The organism is Mycobacterium sp. IDUB_17, assembly GCF_055419465.1.
Genome location: NZ_JBVAXS010000011.1, coordinates 22,649 through 39,413 on the forward strand (window position 1 = coordinate 22,649; position 16,765 = coordinate 39,413).

The 16,765-nt window shown below is 66.5% G+C and carries 17 protein-coding genes; 9 read left to right on the forward strand and 8 right to left on the reverse strand.

The window, feature by feature from the left end:
- Positions 1–133: 133 nt before the first annotated feature.
- The 6 genes from ACZYZ7_RS30970 to pth all read left to right on the forward strand — a co-directional run bounded on the left by ACZYZ7_RS30970 (position 134) and on the right by pth (position 4,426).
- Positions 134–1,114: a ribose-phosphate diphosphokinase gene (locus ACZYZ7_RS30970; RefSeq protein WP_135457833.1), complete on the forward strand. Its 981-nt coding sequence runs from the start codon at positions 134–136 to the stop codon at positions 1,112–1,114.
- The gene (gene arsC / locus ACZYZ7_RS30975; RefSeq protein ID WP_135457834.1) at positions 1,115–1,453 is read left to right on the forward strand and encodes an arsenate reductase (glutaredoxin); all 339 of its coding nucleotides are present in this window, start codon (positions 1,115–1,117) and stop codon (positions 1,451–1,453) included.
- Complete coding sequence (locus tag ACZYZ7_RS30980) at positions 1,450–2,094, forward strand: LpqN/LpqT family lipoprotein (RefSeq protein ID WP_450072990.1); 645 nt, start codon at positions 1,450–1,452, stop codon at positions 2,092–2,094. The genes arsC and ACZYZ7_RS30980 overlap by 4 nt, the downstream gene beginning before the upstream one ends.
- A 40-nt stretch (positions 2,095–2,134) precedes the next feature.
- Positions 2,135–3,007 (forward strand): oxidoreductase, encoded by an 873-nt coding sequence (locus ACZYZ7_RS30985; protein ID WP_450072991.1) that lies wholly within the window; start codon positions 2,135–2,137, stop codon positions 3,005–3,007.
- A gap of 169 nt (positions 3,008–3,176) precedes the next feature.
- On the forward strand, positions 3,177–3,830 hold the full coding sequence (locus ACZYZ7_RS30990) for a 50S ribosomal protein L25/general stress protein Ctc (protein WP_450072992.1): 654 nt from the start codon (positions 3,177–3,179) through the stop codon (positions 3,828–3,830).
- A 20-nt stretch (positions 3,831–3,850) separates the two neighbouring features.
- The gene (gene pth, locus ACZYZ7_RS30995) at positions 3,851–4,426 is read left to right on the forward strand and encodes an aminoacyl-tRNA hydrolase (RefSeq protein ID WP_135457840.1); all 576 of its coding nucleotides are present in this window, start codon (positions 3,851–3,853) and stop codon (positions 4,424–4,426) included.
- Positions 4,427–4,433: 7 nt separating this feature from the next.
- Here the strand turns inward: pth and ACZYZ7_RS31000 are convergent, their stop codons facing one another.
- Together ACZYZ7_RS31000 and ACZYZ7_RS31005 are read right to left on the reverse strand one after the other, a co-directional pair.
- Positions 4,434–5,519 carry a hypothetical protein gene (locus ACZYZ7_RS31000; protein WP_450072993.1) on the reverse strand — a complete coding sequence of 362 codons (1,086 nt, stop codon included), beginning with the start codon at positions 5,517–5,519 and terminating at the stop codon, positions 4,434–4,436.
- Positions 5,520–5,588: 69 nt separating this feature from the next.
- The gene (locus ACZYZ7_RS31005) at positions 5,589–6,623 is read right to left on the reverse strand and encodes a 4Fe-4S binding protein (RefSeq protein ID WP_135457844.1); all 1,035 of its coding nucleotides are present in this window, start codon (positions 6,621–6,623) and stop codon (positions 5,589–5,591) included.
- 108 nt (positions 6,624–6,731) lie between these two features.
- Here ACZYZ7_RS31005 and ACZYZ7_RS31010 point away from each other — a divergent pair, with 108 nt between their 5' ends.
- Positions 6,732–7,259 (forward strand): DUF6611 family protein, encoded by a 528-nt coding sequence (locus ACZYZ7_RS31010; RefSeq protein WP_450072994.1) that lies wholly within the window; start codon positions 6,732–6,734, stop codon positions 7,257–7,259.
- A 398-nt stretch (positions 7,260–7,657) separates the two neighbouring features.
- Here ACZYZ7_RS31010 and ACZYZ7_RS31015 read toward each other — a convergent pair whose 3' ends face one another.
- From ACZYZ7_RS31015 to ACZYZ7_RS31025, 3 genes are all read right to left on the reverse strand, one after another.
- The gene (locus ACZYZ7_RS31015; RefSeq protein WP_135457847.1) at positions 7,658–8,089 is read right to left on the reverse strand and encodes a DUF4189 domain-containing protein; all 432 of its coding nucleotides are present in this window, start codon (positions 8,087–8,089) and stop codon (positions 7,658–7,660) included.
- A gap of 259 nt (positions 8,090–8,348) precedes the next feature.
- Positions 8,349–9,983: a fatty acyl-AMP ligase gene (locus ACZYZ7_RS31020; protein ID WP_135457849.1), complete on the reverse strand. Its 1,635-nt coding sequence runs from the start codon at positions 9,981–9,983 to the stop codon at positions 8,349–8,351.
- 310 nt (positions 9,984–10,293) lie between these two features.
- Positions 10,294–11,262 (reverse strand): 4-(cytidine 5'-diphospho)-2-C-methyl-D-erythritol kinase, encoded by a 969-nt coding sequence (locus ACZYZ7_RS31025; RefSeq protein WP_167857966.1) that lies wholly within the window; start codon positions 11,260–11,262, stop codon positions 10,294–10,296.
- A gap of 55 nt (positions 11,263–11,317) precedes the next feature.
- On the opposite strand from ACZYZ7_RS31025, the gene ACZYZ7_RS31030 reads away from it, so the two are divergent.
- Positions 11,318–12,178: a serine/threonine-protein kinase gene (locus ACZYZ7_RS31030; RefSeq protein WP_463742490.1), complete on the forward strand. Its 861-nt coding sequence runs from the start codon at positions 11,318–11,320 to the stop codon at positions 12,176–12,178.
- 58 nt (positions 12,179–12,236) lie between these two features.
- Here ACZYZ7_RS31030 and rsmA read toward each other — a convergent pair whose 3' ends face one another.
- From rsmA to ACZYZ7_RS31045, 3 genes are all read right to left on the reverse strand, one after another.
- Positions 12,237–13,136 carry a 16S rRNA (adenine(1518)-N(6)/adenine(1519)-N(6))-dimethyltransferase RsmA gene (gene rsmA / locus ACZYZ7_RS31035; protein ID WP_450073028.1) on the reverse strand — a complete coding sequence of 300 codons (900 nt, stop codon included), beginning with the start codon at positions 13,134–13,136 and terminating at the stop codon, positions 12,237–12,239.
- Positions 13,133–14,260: a transglycosylase family protein gene (locus ACZYZ7_RS31040; protein ID WP_450072996.1), complete on the reverse strand. Its 1,128-nt coding sequence runs from the start codon at positions 14,258–14,260 to the stop codon at positions 13,133–13,135. Before ACZYZ7_RS31040 ends, rsmA begins: the two co-directional genes overlap by 4 nt.
- Positions 14,261–14,338: 78 nt before the next feature.
- Entirely contained in the window at positions 14,339–15,193 is an 855-nt protein-coding gene (locus tag ACZYZ7_RS31045) for a TatD family hydrolase (RefSeq protein ID WP_450072997.1), read from the reverse strand.
- A 24-nt stretch (positions 15,194–15,217) separates the two neighbouring features.
- On the opposite strand from ACZYZ7_RS31045, the gene metG reads away from it, so the two are divergent.
- Positions 15,218–16,765 (forward strand): methionine--tRNA ligase, encoded by a 1,548-nt coding sequence (gene metG, locus ACZYZ7_RS31050; protein ID WP_135457862.1) that lies wholly within the window; start codon positions 15,218–15,220, stop codon positions 16,763–16,765.

Below are 16,765 nucleotides of genomic sequence, written 5' to 3' on the forward strand. Positions count from 1 at the left end.
GAACGCCACAGTCGGCACCGCTGGGCCGGGCAATCCGACGTTTCGTGTTGGCAATCTGGTAACCCGGCTACGAACAACCAGAAACGCTACGTACGATTGCTCCGTATCGATCCCCAACCGCGAAGGCAGCCAAGTGGCCACGGACTGGACCGACAATCGAAAAAACCTGATGCTGTTCTCGGGGCGCGCGCACCCGGAACTGGCAGAACAAGTGGCCAAGGAACTCGGTATCGAGGTCACCGCGCAGACCGCCCGCGACTTTGCCAACGGCGAGATCTTCGTCCGGTTCGACGAGTCCGTGCGCGGCTGCGACGCGTTCGTGCTGCAGAGCCATCCCGCGCCGCTGAACCAGTGGCTCATGGAGCAGCTCATCATGATCGACGCGCTCAAGCGCGGTAGCGCCAAGCGGATCACCGCGATCCTGCCGTTCTATCCCTACGCACGCCAGGACAAGAAGCACCGCGGCCGCGAGCCCATCTCGGCCCGCCTGGTCGCCGACCTGCTCAAGACCGCCGGCGCCGACCGCATCGTCTCGGTCGACCTGCACACCGATCAGATCCAGGGCTTCTTCGACGGCCCCGTGGACCACATGCGCGCCCAGTCGCTGCTGTGTGGCTACATCGCCGAGAACTACGCCGACAGCGACGTGGTCGTGGTGTCGCCGGACTCGGGCCGGGTGCGCGTCGCCGAGAAATGGGCCGACTCGCTGGGCGGCGTCCCGCTGGCCTTCATCCACAAGACCCGCGACCCGCTGGTGCCCAACCAGGTCAAGGCCAACCGCGTCGTCGGTGACGTCAAGGGCAAGACCTGCATCCTGACCGACGACATGATCGACACCGGTGGCACCATCGCCGGCGCAGTCAAGCTGCTGCGCGAAGACGGTGCCAAGGACGTCATCATCGCCGCCACCCACGGCGTGCTGTCCGACCCGGCCGCCCAGCGTCTGGCCGACTGCGGTGCCCGCGAGGTGATCGTCACCAACACGCTGCCGATCACCGACGACAAGCAGTTCCCGCAGCTGACCGTGCTGTCCATCGCGCCGCTGCTGGCCAGCACCATCCGTGCGGTGTTCGAGAACGGTTCGGTTACCGGGCTGTTCGACGGGTCCGCCTAGATGGCCCGCATCTACCACAATCCGAAATGCTCGACCTCGCGCAAGACCCTGGATCTGTTGCGCGAGAACGGGATCGAGCCGGAGGTCGTGCAGTACCTCAAGACGCCGCCGACGCGTGACGAGATCAAGCAACTGATCGCCGACGCCGGCATCGACGTGCGGACTGCGGTGCGCAAGCGCGAATCCCTCTACGCCGAACTCGGTTTGGCCGACGCATCCGACGAGGAACTGCTCGATGCGATGGCCGAGAATCCGATCCTGATCGAGCGGCCGTTCGTCGTGACCGACAACGGCACCCGGTTGGCCCGGCCGATCGATTCGGTGCGCGAGATTCTGTGAAGCGGCTGCTCGCCACCGGCGCCGCGATGGCGGTCCTGGTCACCGGCTGTGGCGCCGAAACGCCTGACTACAAGTCGATCTGGACCACGAGTTCGACGACTCCGGCCGCCCCTGCGGACAACCAGCCGGTACCCCTGTGGCAGTACCTGGAGGACTCCGGCGTCGTCGGCGAGCCCATCGCACCCGAGAAGATCCCACACCTGAACGTCACCATGCCGAACCCGCCGGGCTGGCACACCTACAACAATCCCAACCTGGCCCCGGGTACCCGGATGATCGCCAAGGGGAACACCTACCCCACCGCGATGATGCTGGCCTTCACCTTGCACGGCGATTTCGACGTACCCAAGGCCCTCAAAGACCACGGCTACGCCGATGCCCAACTGGCGGAGAACTTCAAGCAGCTCAACGCATCCAACGCGGACTGGAAGAGCTTCCCGTCGGCGATGATCGAGGGCAGCTACGACCTCAACGGCAAGCGCATGCAGAGCTACAACCGCGTCGTCATCGCGAACGACGGGCTGCAGCCCCCGCAGCGCTATCTGGTCCAACTGACCGTGACGACCTACGCCGACGAGGCTGCCGCGCAGGGACCGGACATCGAATCGATCATCGCGGGCTTCAACATCGCCAAGAAGTGAACCTGCGAAGAAGTGCCGGCGCGACCGTAGGGTGGTCAGCATGAGTGGATGGACCAGCGCCGACCTGCCCTCGTTTACCGGCCGCCGGGTGATCGTCACCGGCGCCAACAGTGGACTGGGTCTCGTCACCGCCCGCGAGCTCGCCCGCGTCGGCGCCAAGGTCACCGTCGCGGTCCGCAACCTGGACAAGGGCACCGCAGCCGCGGCGACGATGACCGGCGGGCAGGTCGAGGTACGCAAGCTCGACCTACAGAACCTGGCCTCAGTGCACGAGTTCGCCGACACGGTCGAGAGCGTCGACGTGCTGATCAACAACGCCGGCATCATGGCCGTCCCGCTGAGCCGGACCGTCGATGGCTTCGAGAGCCAGATCGGCACCAACCACCTCGGCCATTTCGCGCTGACCAACCTGCTGCTGCCCAAGATCGCCGACCGGGTGGTGACGGTGTCGTCGCTGATGCATCTGTTCGGGCAGATCAGCCTGCGGGATCTCAACTGGAAATCGCGGCCGTACTCGGCGTGGCTGGCCTACGGGCAGTCCAAACTGGCCAACCTGATGTTCACCTCCGAGTTGCAGCGCCGGCTGACGGCATCGGGCTCGCAGGTGCGTGCGCTGGCCGCCCACCCCGGGTATTCGGCCACCAACCTGCAGGGCCAGACCGGCAACAAGTTCGGCGCCCGGCTGATGGCGACCGCCAACCGGGTCTTCGCCAGCGATCCGTCGTTCGGCGCCCGTCAGACGCTGTTCGCGGCGTCCCAGGACGTCCCCGGTGACAGCTTCATCGGGCCGCGGTTCGGCCAGTTCGGCCCCAGCCAGCCGGTCGGGCGCAGCCCGCTGGCCAGGCGGGTGGACACCCAGAAGGCACTGTGGGAGCTGTCTGAGCAGCTGACCAAGACCACGTATCCGCTGTAGCTCGCCGGCGCCGATTTTTGGGAGCGGCCCGGTTTTTGCTACCCTGACCTGGCGTCACGGCGAGGGTGGACCTTTTGGACCACCGTTATCGGCGGGAACTTCTTCAAGTGTTGTGACCCTTGCCGTGCTGACGATCTGACCGCAGTACCGCAATTAGAGGAGCAACATCATGGCCAAGGCCGCAGCCAAGAACGTCCCCAACAAGCTCACCGCCGCCGTGCGTACCCGCACCGGCAAGGGTGCCTCGCGCCAGGCACGCCGCGACGGCAAGGTCCCCACCGTGCTCTACGGCCACGGCACCGAGCCCCAGCACCTGGAGATCAGCGCCCGTGAGTTCGCCGCGGTGCTGCGCCACTCGGGCACCAACGCCGTGCTGACCCTCGACATCGAGGGCAAGGAGCAGCTGGCGCTGACCAAGGCGCTGGACATCCACCCGATCCGCCGCAACATCCAGCACGCCGACCTGCTGGTCGTGCGCCGGGGCGAGAAGGTCCACGTCGAGGTCACCGTGACCGTCGAGGGCGACGCCGTTCCGGGTGCCCTGGTCACCCAGGACGCCAACACCATCGAGATCGAGGCCGAGGCCCTGTCCATCCCCGAGCACCTGACCGTGTCGATCGAGGGCGTCGAGGCCGGCACCCAGATCCTGGCCGGCCAGATCGAGCTGCCCACCGGCGTTTCGCTGGTGTCGGATCCCGAGATGCTCGTGGTCAACGTCGTCGAGGCCCCGAGCGCCGAGGACCTCGAGTCCGAGGGTGCCGGCGAGACCGCTGAGGCCCCGGCCGCGGAGCCGGCCGCCGAAGCTGCCGAAGCCGCCGAGTAACCAGGTAGGACACTGCCTCGATGGCCGAGCCGCTGCTGGTGGTGGGCCTGGGAAATCCCGGGCCCGCCTACGCCAAAACCCGGCACAATGTCGGGTTCATGGTGGCCGATGTACTGGCCGCCCGCATCGGCTCGGCCTTCAAGGTGCACAAGAAATCCGGTGCCGAGGTGATCACCGGCCGGCTCGCCGGAGCTCCGGTGGTGCTGGCCAAGCCTCGGTGCTACATGAACGAGTCCGGCCGTCAGGTCGGGCCGTTGGCCAAGTTCTATTCGGTGCCGCCGGGTCGGATCGTGGTCATCCACGACGAGCTCGACATCGACTTCGGCCGGATCCGACTCAAGGTCGGTGGCGGCGAGGGCGGCCACAATGGGCTGCGTTCGGTGGCATCAGCCTTGGGCAGCAAGGAATTTCAACGGGTCCGCATCGGAGTGGGCCGCCCGCCGGGTCGTAAGGATCCGGCGGCATACGTGTTGGAGGCCTTCACCGCCGCCGAACGCGCCGAACTGCCGACGATCTGCGAGCAGGCCGCCGATGCCACCGAGCTTTTGATCGCTCAGGGCCTGGAGCCGGCCCAGAACACCGTGCACGCCTGGTGATCTTGCATCACCAGGTGAACGGCTTCTCCAAAGTGAGCGTGCGCTCCGCCGGCGGGTACCAGCCCTGCGGCGCATGCTGGTCGCTGTGCAGATAGCACTGCACCCGCACCTCTGCGCTACCTGGACGAAATGTGAGCAGCCGGCTGATCGGCAGGGTCGTGATCGGCATGTGATGGCGACTCAATGACGCCACATTCATGAAATAGGTTCCGCCCCAAGCCTGCTCGATATGGGTCTTGCCGCCGTGGGAATCGTCGGGATTGGTGTGGGTGTGACCGGCCAGCCACAGCGCGACCGCACCCGGGTGTTCGGTGAGGTACCGCTCGAAGGCCCCGGAGTCCGGCTTGCCGCCGACCCAGTACAGGTAGGACGCGCCCTGCGGCGTCCCCTCCAGGAACGGGCGATGGTAGTGCTCGTGGAGCTTTCCGTCCGCGTCGCGGCGCACCCCCTCCCACTCCCCTGACGCCACCGTCGTGTCCTTGAGCACGTAGTGGTGCACCGTGATGATGATCGAATCACGGTTCTGTTCAACCATGTTCGCCCACCAGTCGAACGTCTCGGCGGAGACCACCCCACCGGGGTTACCGCCGAGCGTGCCCCGGCCCACGGCCTGCGACGGCTCGTTGCGGTCGCTGAGCATCAGGAACAGCAGGTTGCCCACCCGGAACGAATAGCGTTCCCAGGTACCGCTGACCCGATATCTCCGGGCCGCGGCGTCGACACCGGAATGTGCGGGGTGCGCGCCCAGCGGATCGATCCATTTCTGCCACCACCAGGCGTCGGGTTCGGAAAGACCGCTGCGGTCATGGTTTCCGCACACCGAGTACACGTCTTCACGCCGGTGTTTGCGCAGCGCCGAGAGCTGCCGACGGACCTCCTGCCCCTCGGCATCGTCGGGCAGGCTGTGATGCGCGCCGGACATGTCGCCGACGTCGACGGCGATGTCCCAGCCGAACGGCGGACCGCCCTGCGCTCCACCGAATTCCGACTGTCGGATGGCCTCGGCGAGGCTCTCCCGGCCGAACTGCCTGTCGGTCCCGACGTGGGCATCACCAAATGCCCACAGCCGAAAGTCACCCTGCTGTGTCGCCATCGTCGCGCCACGTTAGCCGCCGAGGGATGACCGGCCGGGCGTTGTACTCACGGTGATTCCATCGGCCGGTCACAGACCCCGGATTCCGCTGTCCACCACCTTGACGGTCTTGTGTGGATACCGCTTCTCGGCGTGGGCCTTGGCCGCCGAGTTCGGCAGAACATACAGCGTTTCGCGCTTGTCCTGCAGGGGTTTGAGCACCCGGTCCATGAACTCCTTGCGGTCATCGAGGTAGGGCTCGATGACGTCCTCGCCCGCCGGACATACCGCCAGGCAGTAGGCCGCCTTGTAATTGGCCTTGAACGACAGGCTCTGCCACATCGACGCATTCTCGGAATCGCTGACCCGGGACCGGAAATCGGCGGCATCGCTGCTGTCGGCGATGGTCTGCGCCCAGTCGGTGAACCCGCCCATGAACTCGCGGTAGTTGTGCACCGAGCAGGCGACGAAGTCGAACTCACCGTCCTTGCCGATCGCCCCGACCGGGCAGGCCGCCACGCACAGCTTGCATTCCAGGCACGGCGAATAGTCCAGCGGCACGCCGTAACTGCTGATCGGCGCACCGACCAGAATCGTCGCCAGCAGGATGAAGTTGCCGAATCTGGGGTGGATCACGTTGCGGTGGATGCCCATCACCCCCAGCCCTGAGGCCACCGCGACCGGCTTGTGCGCCACCACCCAGATCCGCCCGGGGAACCTGTCCATCTCCATCGGAAAGGTCGCCGACGGGTTCACCGCACGATGGCCGGCATCCTCCAGGGCCCGGGTGATCCGGTGCGCCGCCTCGTTGATGATCTCGCCGCTGCGATGGAACTCCTGGTTGGCCACGCTGCGGGTGGACGAACGTACGTTGTCGCGGTTCATCTTCACCACCAGCGAGATGTAACTGCGAACCCCCGGCAGTGCGGCCTCGACGTGTTCGCGCTCCGAGGCCAGCGCGGGGTCGTCCGCACTGGCGAAAGCCACGTCGTCGGCCCCGGCGTCCAGGCACAATGCCCGCAGCCAATCGGCGTCGATTACGTCCGGAACAGCTGTGTCCGCACGGGCCCGCACCGCGCGGACAGTCGGGTGGTCGGCCAGGCGAGGTGGGAGTTTCGGCGTCATCAGGCTGAGTATAGTTATCTATACTCAGCACGCAAGAATCCAGCTCGTGGGCGTAAAGAAACCGTTCGGGCGCGATGCGGGCACCTACGTAGCGGGTACACCCGAGGTATGGACGGCAACCGGCTACTGCACCCGCTTCTCGACGGCTCCCGGGCGTGGGGCTGTGTGCAGGTCAGGCCCGGCCGTTTCGGCATCACCTACTACCGCTTGGTGGTGTACCCGCCCGGCCTGAGTGCCGCTGAACGCCGCCTCGTCCGGCTGGCACGGGGCTGGCCGCTGTGGGGAATGTTCGTGTGGCTGCTGTGCCAGCTGTGGCTGGGCGGGCAGATGTCACCCTGGCCCGCGTTCGGGATTTCCACCGCGGTGTTCCTCGCCGCGGGAGCCGTTGCGCTCGGCCTGGCCGGCAGCGCGTTCCACGGCGTGCGAACGCTGTGCGCCACGACGATGGCCGGTTACGACGATCCTGGATCTGCGGCCGCCCGCGAGCGCCTGGTCGTGCTGGCCGCCGAACTCCTACATGCCGACGAGTGCCTCGCCCGCGGCGAGATCACCGCCGTCGACCACGAGATGATCTGGTGGCGGGTCTACAACCGGATGCAAGCCGACAAGACCGCAAATACCCAGCGCAGCAAATGATGTCGGACATGCTCGACGGCGCCATAACGACTACGAGCGGGCGCGTCACGAATGACACGCCCGCTCGCGGGTGCTTGGTACCGACTCGGCGAATAACTAGCGGCGAGCCCCAGGCATCCCCAACCACGGGAACACCGGCTGATTGGCCGGCGGCGCCGTCGTTCCTGGTCGCGCCTTGATCGAGGTGCTGCCATTGGTCGTGCAGATCGTCTTGGTGGCCGTGTCCTGGCAGGTCGGCCGAGCACTGGCAACCGGTGCCGAAACGACCGATACGGCAGCCAAACTCGCCATCAAGAATGCAAACTTGCCGCGACCAGTCATCTTGTCCTTCCCTTTCCGGGCTACGACCGCTACACCCGAACTGCGATGCGCCGAACGCGCCGACATCCGCCCGCTCATCACGGGCAGGCCGATACGACGACGGGGGAATCCGCATCGAGCGGGGTGTTGTTCGCCGCCGCCCGGTTGAATGCGTCCTGGCGGGCAGCCTCGACCGTCGCCCCGGCACCGCCGGCCACCGCGTGGTTGCTAGGGCTCGCGACGGACACGATGCAGAGGTTGTCGTTGGTCACCTCGTCAGCGGTGCACTCCACACCTCCCGCGCTCTGGCAGGCCGCGATCACCGCCGCCGAGGCCTCTTCGCTCGTATCACCGGTAGCGGTGAAACCCGCTATAGTGTCGATGAATTCGCCGGTGCCGACGGCAGCAAAAATGTCTTCGGGGTCCTCGACGTAACCACCGGGGCCACCCGCCCACGCGGTGCCCGCGGTAATCCCGGCAGCAATAACGCCTGTGCCGAGGATCGCCGAAACCCATCGGGATTTGACCATTCCGGTCCTCTCTTCAAAGTGCTTTCTGCGACAGAATACGCAAACATTGCATTAACGATGAGCAAATTGACTGTGCTGTCATGGCTTTTGATCGACGTCGCAGGTACCCGCAGTGCCCACATTGCGAAATGCACGCCGAAACCCGGTGTGTCGAGAGAGGCTCAACTCAGAAGTGCGCGAGGGTGCGCAAAATGTTGCGCCGCCAGCGGCGTGTCGACCAGCAGACACGCACGCTCGCGGCGCAGGAAGCCAGAAAAGGCTAGGTGACCAGGGAGACCGAGTTGGCGCGGCGCAGCTTGCCCGACGGGGTCTTCGGAATGCTGCCCGGCCCGAGCACCACGACGTTGCGCGGACGCATGTCGACCTCGGAGACCACCTCGTGGGCCACCTGATGCTCGATGCGGCGCACCTCGGCCGGGTCCTGCCAGGCGTTGGACTCCACGGCGACGGCGAAGGTCTCACGCGAGTGCCCGGCGTCCAGACGCACCGCCACGGCGCAGCCGGGGCGGACGCCCTCAACGCGACCGGCGGCGCGCTCGATGTCGGTCGGGTAGATGTTGCGCCCGGCCATGATGATCACGTCCTTGACGCGACCACACACGATGACGTTGCCCTCTTCGGTGATGTAACCGAGATCGCCGGTGTCGTACCAGCCGTGCTCGTCCTGGGCCGGCAGGAAGCCGCCCATGGTGATGTAGCCGGGGGTCAGCGATTCGCCGCGCAGCTCGATGACGCCGACGCCGCGGGCCGGCATCACGTCGCCGTGCTCGTCGACGACACGGGCCTCAAGGTCTTTCAGCAGCGGGCCGAGTGAGGCCAGCCGCCGGGTGTTGCCCTTGGTTGCGGGCACGGCACGGCGCAGCGCGGCCAGCAGGTCGGCATCGACCTCGTCGACCACCAGGCCGGCGTCGCACGGGGAGAACGACACCGCCAGGCAGGTCTCGGCCATGCCGTAGGCCGGCAGGATCGCCGACGAGGGAAGGCCGAACGGCTTGCCCGCGTCGAGCAGGTCCTCGACATCGGCAGGCTCCACGGGCTCGGCGCCCGAGAGCGCGAACCGCAGGGTGGACAGGTCGTACTCGCCGGGCTTGGCCTGACGGCGCAACCGCTTGGCGAACAACGCGTAGGCGAAGTTGGGCGCCGCGGTCATGGTGCCCTTGTACTTGGTGATGAGCTTGGCCCACAGCAGGGTGTCACGCAGGAAGTCCATCGGCGTGACCTTGACGAGCTCGGCGCCGAAGTACATCGGGATGGTCAGGAAGCCGACCATGCCCATGTCGTGGAAGCAGGGCAGCCAGCTGACCATGACGTCCTTGTCGACGTCGTACTGCGCGCCGATGAACATCGCCTCGGCGTTCGAGTGGATGTTGCGGTGCGTGATCTGCACGGCCTTGGGCGAGCCGGTGGAGCCGGACGTCAGCTGCATCAGCGCCAGATCGTCCTCGCCGGTTTCCACCGGGTCGATCGGGTCGGCCGCCAGCAGGTCGCCGACCTTGAGCACCTTGATGCCCTTTTCCTCCAGCACCGGGATGGCGACCAGGAACGGCTCGGAGACGATGACGGCGTCGGCCTCGATCATGCCGATCACGTTCATGGTGTCTTCGGCCCACACCGCCAGGTCCGTGCGCGGAGTCGGCTGGTGCAGCATGGTCAGGCTCGCGCCCCGCATCCACACGCCCTGGGCGGTCGGCGCGATCTCCACCGGGAAACCGGCCAGCACACCGACGGCGTCGCCGTGGCCGATACCAGCGGCCGCCAGGCCGCCTGCGATGCGGCGGGAGCGCTCGTGAACCTCACCCCAGGTGTGGCGAACCGGCTCATGCGGCTCACCGGTCACCATCCCGCGCTTGCTCTCACGAGCATTGCGGAACATCTTCTCGGTGAATCTGCTCACGACGACCTCCTTGGCTTCCGCGGCCCCGGCACCAGCGACAGTGCGCCAGGTGCAGTTGCCCGGTTATCCATGCTCCGCCCGCTGCACACCGCTTTTGGGTAGGCGCGCGCACACGATTGGGGAGCAGTTATGTCTCGAAAAGGTGATGCCCCAGAACCGGGAATACAGCTTCGCGGCCGCCCACCGTTACGGGCGGCGGGCGCACAAGTCGTACCCGATGCAAGATCGCTAGCATTCACCGTCGCTCATCTTAAGAGACCCTTAAGTAACTGGCCAAACCCTCGCGTTAATTGAGGTCTGCGTCACAGTGTCAGGCCGAGGTCGACGGCTCCGGGACGACCCGGGCACCGCTCACCGGACCGCTGGCCACCCGCACTGTCCGGCACACCCCCGCCCCGGCCAACTCGGCGCCGACGTCCACCGCCGACGTCGAGGACGGGCACAGGAACGCGCACGTCGGCCCGGATCCGGACACGATGCCGGCCAGCGCGCCGGCCTCCACCCCGGCACGCAACGTCCGGCGCAGGTCCGGGTACAGGCTCAGCGCCGCCGGCTGCAGGTCATTGCCCAGCAGTGCGGCGAGTTCGGCCGGATCACCGGACGCCAGCGCGGCCAGCACGGGCTCGGGCTCCTCGGCCCTGGGCGGGCCGCCGGTCGAGGTGTCCGCACGCAGCCGATCCAGCTCACCGAACACCTTCGGGGTGGACAGACCCTTGTGTGCGAACGCCAACACCCAGTGGAAGGTACTGCGGGCCAGGACCGTGGCCAGTTCCTCACCGCGCCCCGTGCCCAGCGCCGTGCCGCCGTGCAGCGCGAACGGCACGTCACTGCCCAGCCGAGCGGCCAGGGCGTGCAGATCGCGCCTGGGCACCCCGAGCTCCCACAGCGTGTTCATCGCCACCAGCACCGCGGCCGCGTCGGCACTGCCGCCGGCCATGCCACCGGCCACCGGGATCGACTTGTCGATGCTGATCGCCACGTCCGGCGACCGGCCCACATGCTCGGCCAGCAGCTCGGCCGCGCGCCAAGCCAGATTGCGCTCGTCGGTGGGCACCGACTCCACGCCCTCCCCCTCGACGGTCAGCGACAACATATCGGCGTTGCGCACCGTCACCTCGTCCAGGAGCGACACTGCGTGGAACACCGTGGTGAGGTCGTGGTAACCGTCGTCGCGCACATCGCCGACGGCCAGGTGCAGGTTCACCTTGCCGGGGACGCGCACGGTGACAGAACCGGTGGGGACCCACTCGGATGCGGTACTGCCGTCGGATGCTGACACGGCCACGACACTATCGCCGCTCACCCGCGGTTGTCGGTGAACTTAAGCTGAGACGGTGCCCTCACCCGAGGTGATCGTCGCGGGATACACCGCGGTGAAAGTCGTGGGGACCGGCGGCTCAGCCGTCGTATACCTGGCCCGCGACCCCGACGGGGCCACCGTCGCGCTCAAGGTTCTCGATGATCAGCACCGCCAACCCGCCCACCTGGCCCGGCTGCAACGCGAGTTCGACTTCGCCCGTCAGCTCACCCATCCCAACATCGTCACGGTGTATGCCGCAGGCCCGGGCTGGCTGGCGATGGAGCTCCTCGGCGGCACGGCGAACCACCTGCCCGGCATACCCGAGCGGCTCACCGCGTTGACCCAGATCGCGGGGGCACTCGACCTCGCCCACCGGCGCGGAATCGTGCACTGTGACGTCAAACCCGCCAATATCCTTGTCGATCAACCATTCTCGCGGGCAGTGCTGATCGATTTCGGCGTGGCGCACTCGATGGCCGAGGACGTCGCCGCGCGCCTGTCCCACGATCGCTCACGGATGAGCCTCGACCCCGCCCGGCGCATCACCCGTCAGGCGTTCCAGCCGCATCTGAACATCCAAGCGTCACTGGCCTATTCGGCGCCCGAACTGCTCGTCGGGAGGACGCCGTCGGCGGCGACGGACCAGTACGCACTGGCCTGCACGACGGTCGAACTGCTGACCGGGTCGCCCCCGTTCACCGCGGATACCGCGGTGGCCCTGATCGATCAGCAGCTGTACAGCCGTCCGCCACGAATATCGCAGCGCTGCAGCTGGATTCCACGTGGGGCGGACTCGATCATCGCCAAGGCGATGGCCAAGGAACCGGACCGGCGCCACGCATCGTGCTCGGAGTTCGTCAGGCTGGTGATCGAAGCGATCGAGCCTCCGACGTGAAGAAGATCGCGAGATTGTCGAACAATCTCGCGATCTTCTTCACGTTCAGCGCAGGTGGCTAGTGTGCCGCCTCAACTTCGGCCGCGGCCTCACCCTCAGCCTCTTTGGCCCGCTGCAGCAGCCGGACGAAGTCCGCGATGCCCAGCGTCTCACCACGGCGCGACGGGTCGATACTGGCGGCCAGCAGCCGCTCGGCCGACTCGTTGCCCGAGCCCGCCCAGTCCGCGAATGCGTTGCGAGAGGTCTTGCGCCGCTGCGCGAATCCGATGTCGATGAGCTTGAACACCTCATCGCGGAACTCGGCGTCGGTCGGCCACGGCGATGTCTCGTACCGGTCGATGCGGACCAGTCCGGAGTACACCCGCGGGATCGGCCAGAACACCGTCGGCGACACCATCCCGTGCCTGCGCACGTTTCCGTAGAAACGCGCCTTGGCACTGGGTACGCCGTAGTCCTTGCCGCCGGGGTCGGCCGCGAGGCGCTCGGCCACCTCGGCCTGGACCATGACCATCACCGTCCGGATCGACGGGAACTCGGCCAACAGGTGCAGCAGTGCGGGCACCGCCACGTTGTACGGCAGGTTCGCCACCAACGCGGTCGGCTGCTCGGTCAGATCAGACGGCATCAGCGTCAGGATGTCCTGATTGATCACCGTGAGCCGGTTGATCTCGCTGTGGGAATGATCGGCGATGGTGGCCGGCAATTGCTTGGCCAGCACCGGATCGATCTCCACGGCGGTCACCCTGGCGCCGCGGTCCAACAGGGGCAGAGTCAACGACCCGAGACCGGGTCCTACTTCGAGCACATGGTCGTTCCGGTGAATCCCGGAGGCCGACACAATGCGCCGAACGGTATTGGCATCGTGAACAAAGTTCTGGCCAAAGGCCTTGCGTGGCCGAAAGTCGATTTCTTTCGCCAAGCGTCGTATCTCGGTCCGCCCGAGGAGTCGAATAGTCAGCGCGCCCCAATCCTCCCACTACACACTGGCCAAGCTCCCCAACCCTGCCGGGCCTGCGTCACCGTAGCAATCGCAATCTGCTCTTCTCTAGTCGCCAGATCGGCTCTCGGAGCATACCGCAGACCACCCTGTCGCTCCCAGGTGTTCTGGTCGAATTGGACCCCGCCAAAAAATCCGTTACCAGTGTTAATGGCCCAGTTACCTCCGGCTTCGCACTGCGATAGCGCGTCCCAGGCAGCCCCATTGCTAACCGGCGGAACTTCGGTGCCCGGCTTTGCTCCGACCCTCAGCACGCCGTCGCGCGCCGGATCGATCACGACATTGGCTACTGGCAGCCTGCCGGTCTCCACACCGTTCACCTTGGCCACCGCGTAGGTCACGTCCTGGGTGCCCGGGGCGCCGGCGTCCTCGACGACCTTGCGGCTCATGTTCAGCTCGGGGTCTTCGATGCGCTTGTTGCCCGGGGCCAGCTCCACCCGCTCGGTGACCTTCTCGATACGCATGCGGGTCACCTGAAGCTGCATACCCTCGGTGACCGGGGTCGATGCCGCCGGAACCACGGTGTCGTTCTGCTCCAGGGGTGCCCCCGCAGCGGCGAGCAGACCGGCCACGTTCGGGGCAGCCAGATGCACAGTCTGGACGTTGCCGCCGTCGTCGATCCGCACTGTCTTGGCACTCACCACGGGCAGTGCCATACCGCCCAGCGGCACCCTGCTGCCGCGGGACGCCGCGGCCGGTGCCTTGTCGGTCATCTTCAGCTGCGCCAGGGCCTCATCCACGGTCGAGGCGGTGGTCCAGACCTGCTTGCTGTCGTTACCGTCCAACGACAATTGCAGCGGCCGGCTGCGGCGCAGGACGATGGTGTCGGCCTGGTTCACGGACTCGTCGGCGGCGGGGTAGAGATCGTCGCGGTCGCCTACCGAGAATCCGTTCTCCTCGACGACATCGATCACCCGGGACTTCATCGTCGTCACGGTCATCGGTGCGCCGTCGACGCTCAGCGTGACGGTCTTGTGCGATCCGACGGCGTAGCCCCCGGCCGCGGTGAGCGTGACCAGTAAGGCCCCCACCACGCCTCGCAGCAGCGGTGATCGGGATTCATGAAGTTTGTTCAGAGCGTCCACAGTTCTCGCTTTTCGGCTCGGACGGCATGCATCACCGCCGGCGGTTGAGCTTTGATCACAAGACGGTAACGAATCGGCCTACGACCGGCAACTCCCGTTAAGTCCGTACACCCGCGCCGCAGTGGCCGCGGTCTCGGACGCGACCTCTTCGGCAGGTCGGTCCAGCAACTCTGCGAGTGCCCGCACAGTGTATGGCAGGCAGTACGGCTCGTTCGGTGCTCCGCGGAACGGGTGCGGGGTCAAAAACGGCGCGTCAGTCTCGACCAACAGCTGACCGGGAGGGATCAGCCGGGCGGCTTCCCGCAGCTCAGCGGCATTCTTGAAGCTGACCGTGCCCGAAAGGCTCAGCACCCAGCCGGCTTCCACACAGGTGTGAGCCATCTCCGGTCCGGAGGAAAAGCAGTGGAAGATCACTGTCTCGGGCGCCCCTTCGGCGCGAAGCACGTCGAGAACCTCGGCGTCGGCGTCGCGGTTGTGGATCATCAACGGCTTACCGGTGCGCTTTGCCAGGTCGATGTGCCACGCGAAACCCTCGCGCTGCTCGGCCGGCGTCGCACAGCCGTCCAACCGGCCCGGCCAGTACAGGTCCATCCCGGTCTCCCCGACCGCGACCACCCGCGGATGGGCGGCCAGCCGCTCCAACTCGGCCCGGGCCACATCGTCGAGCACGTTGGCCCGGGTGGGATGCAGCGCCACCGCCCCGAAAACTCGCTCATCAGCTTCGACGGCCGTGGTCACCCAGCGTGCCGAGTCCAGATCATCGGCGATGGTGACCGCCTGGACCACCCCGACGGCGGCCGCGCGGTCCATGATCGCGCGGACATCCTCAGCGGTCTGGGCACCGCAGGCGTCGAGGTGAGTGTGTGCGTCGACCAGCGGACCCAAAGGCTCCGGGGCTGGCGGTTTCTCCCTGGCGGTGCGTTTCGAACCCACCGCAACACAATAAGGTGGGACCAAATGAGTGAGCCTTTCTACATAACTACGGCCATCGCCTATCCCAACGGTGCGCCGCATATCGGGCACGCCTACGAGTACATCGCCACCGATGCGATCGCCCGGTTCAAGCGACTCGACGGCTTCGACGTGCGCTACCTGACCGGTACCGACGTCCACGGCCAGAAGATGGCCGAGACCGCCGCTGCCGAGGGCATCTCGGCAGCAGAGCTGGCCAACCGCAACTCCGACGTGTTCCAGCGGCTGCAGGAGAAGCTCAACATCTCCTTCGACCGGTTCATCCGCACCTCCGACGCCGACCACTATGAGGCGTCCAAGGCGATCTGGCGCGCGATGTTCGAGGCCGGGGACATCTACCTGGGCACCTACTCCGGCTGGTACTCGGTGCGCGACGAGCGCTTCTTCGCCGAGGACGAGACCACCGAGGGACCCGACGGCACCCGCACCGCGATCGAGACGGGCACACCGGTCACCTGGACCGAGGAGCAGACCTACTTCTTCCGGTTGTCGGCCTATGCCGAGCGCCTGCTGGCCCACTACGAGGCCCACCCCGAATTCATCGGACCCGATGTGCGCCGCAACGAGATCGTCAGCTTCGTCTCCGGCGGACTGAAGGACCTGTCGATCTCGCGGACCACGTTCGACTGGGGCGTGCCGGTCCCCGACCATCCCGACCACGTGATGTACGTGTGGGTGGACGCACTGACCAACTACCTGACCGGGGTGGGATATCCGGACACGGCGTCAGAGACCTTCGGCAAGTACTGGCCCGCCAAGCTGCACATGATCGGCAAGGACATCATCCGGTTCCACAGCGTGTACTGGCCGGCGTTCCTGATGTCGGCCGGGATCGCGCTTCCCGAGCGGGTTTTCGCACACGGCTTCATCAACGTCAAGGGCGAGAAGATGAGCAAGTCGGTCGGCAATGTCGTCGACCCGATCGCACTCGTCGACACGTTCGGACTCGATCAGGTGCGCTACTTCTTCCTGCGCGAGGTGTCCTTCGGCCAGGACGGCAGCTACAGCGAGGAAGCCATCATCGGCCGGATCAACGCCGACCTGGCCAACGAACTGGGCAACCTGGCGCAACGGTCCCTGTCGATGGTGGCCAAAAACCTCGACGGCGTGGTGCCCGACCCGGGAGCGTTCACCGACGACGACACGGCCATGCTGAGGGCCGCCGATGCCCTACTCGAACAGGTGCGCGCGCACTACGATGTGCCGGCGATGCACCTCGCACTTGAATCGATCTGGTCGGTACTCGGCGCGGCGAACCGCTACTTCTCCGCCCAGGAGCCCTGGGTTCTGCGCAAGTCCGACGATCCAACCGACCAACAGCGATTCGGTACGGTGCTCTACACGACGCTCGAGGTAGTGCGAATCGCGGCGCTGCTGACGCAGCCGGTGATGCCGGACTCGACGGCCAAGCTGCTCGACCTGCTGGGCCAGCCGACCGACGCACGCGACTTCGACTCCATCGGGACCCGGCTCAAGCCAGGTACCGAATTGCCCGCGCCCACCGGGGTTTTCCCCCGCTACCAGATGGACTGA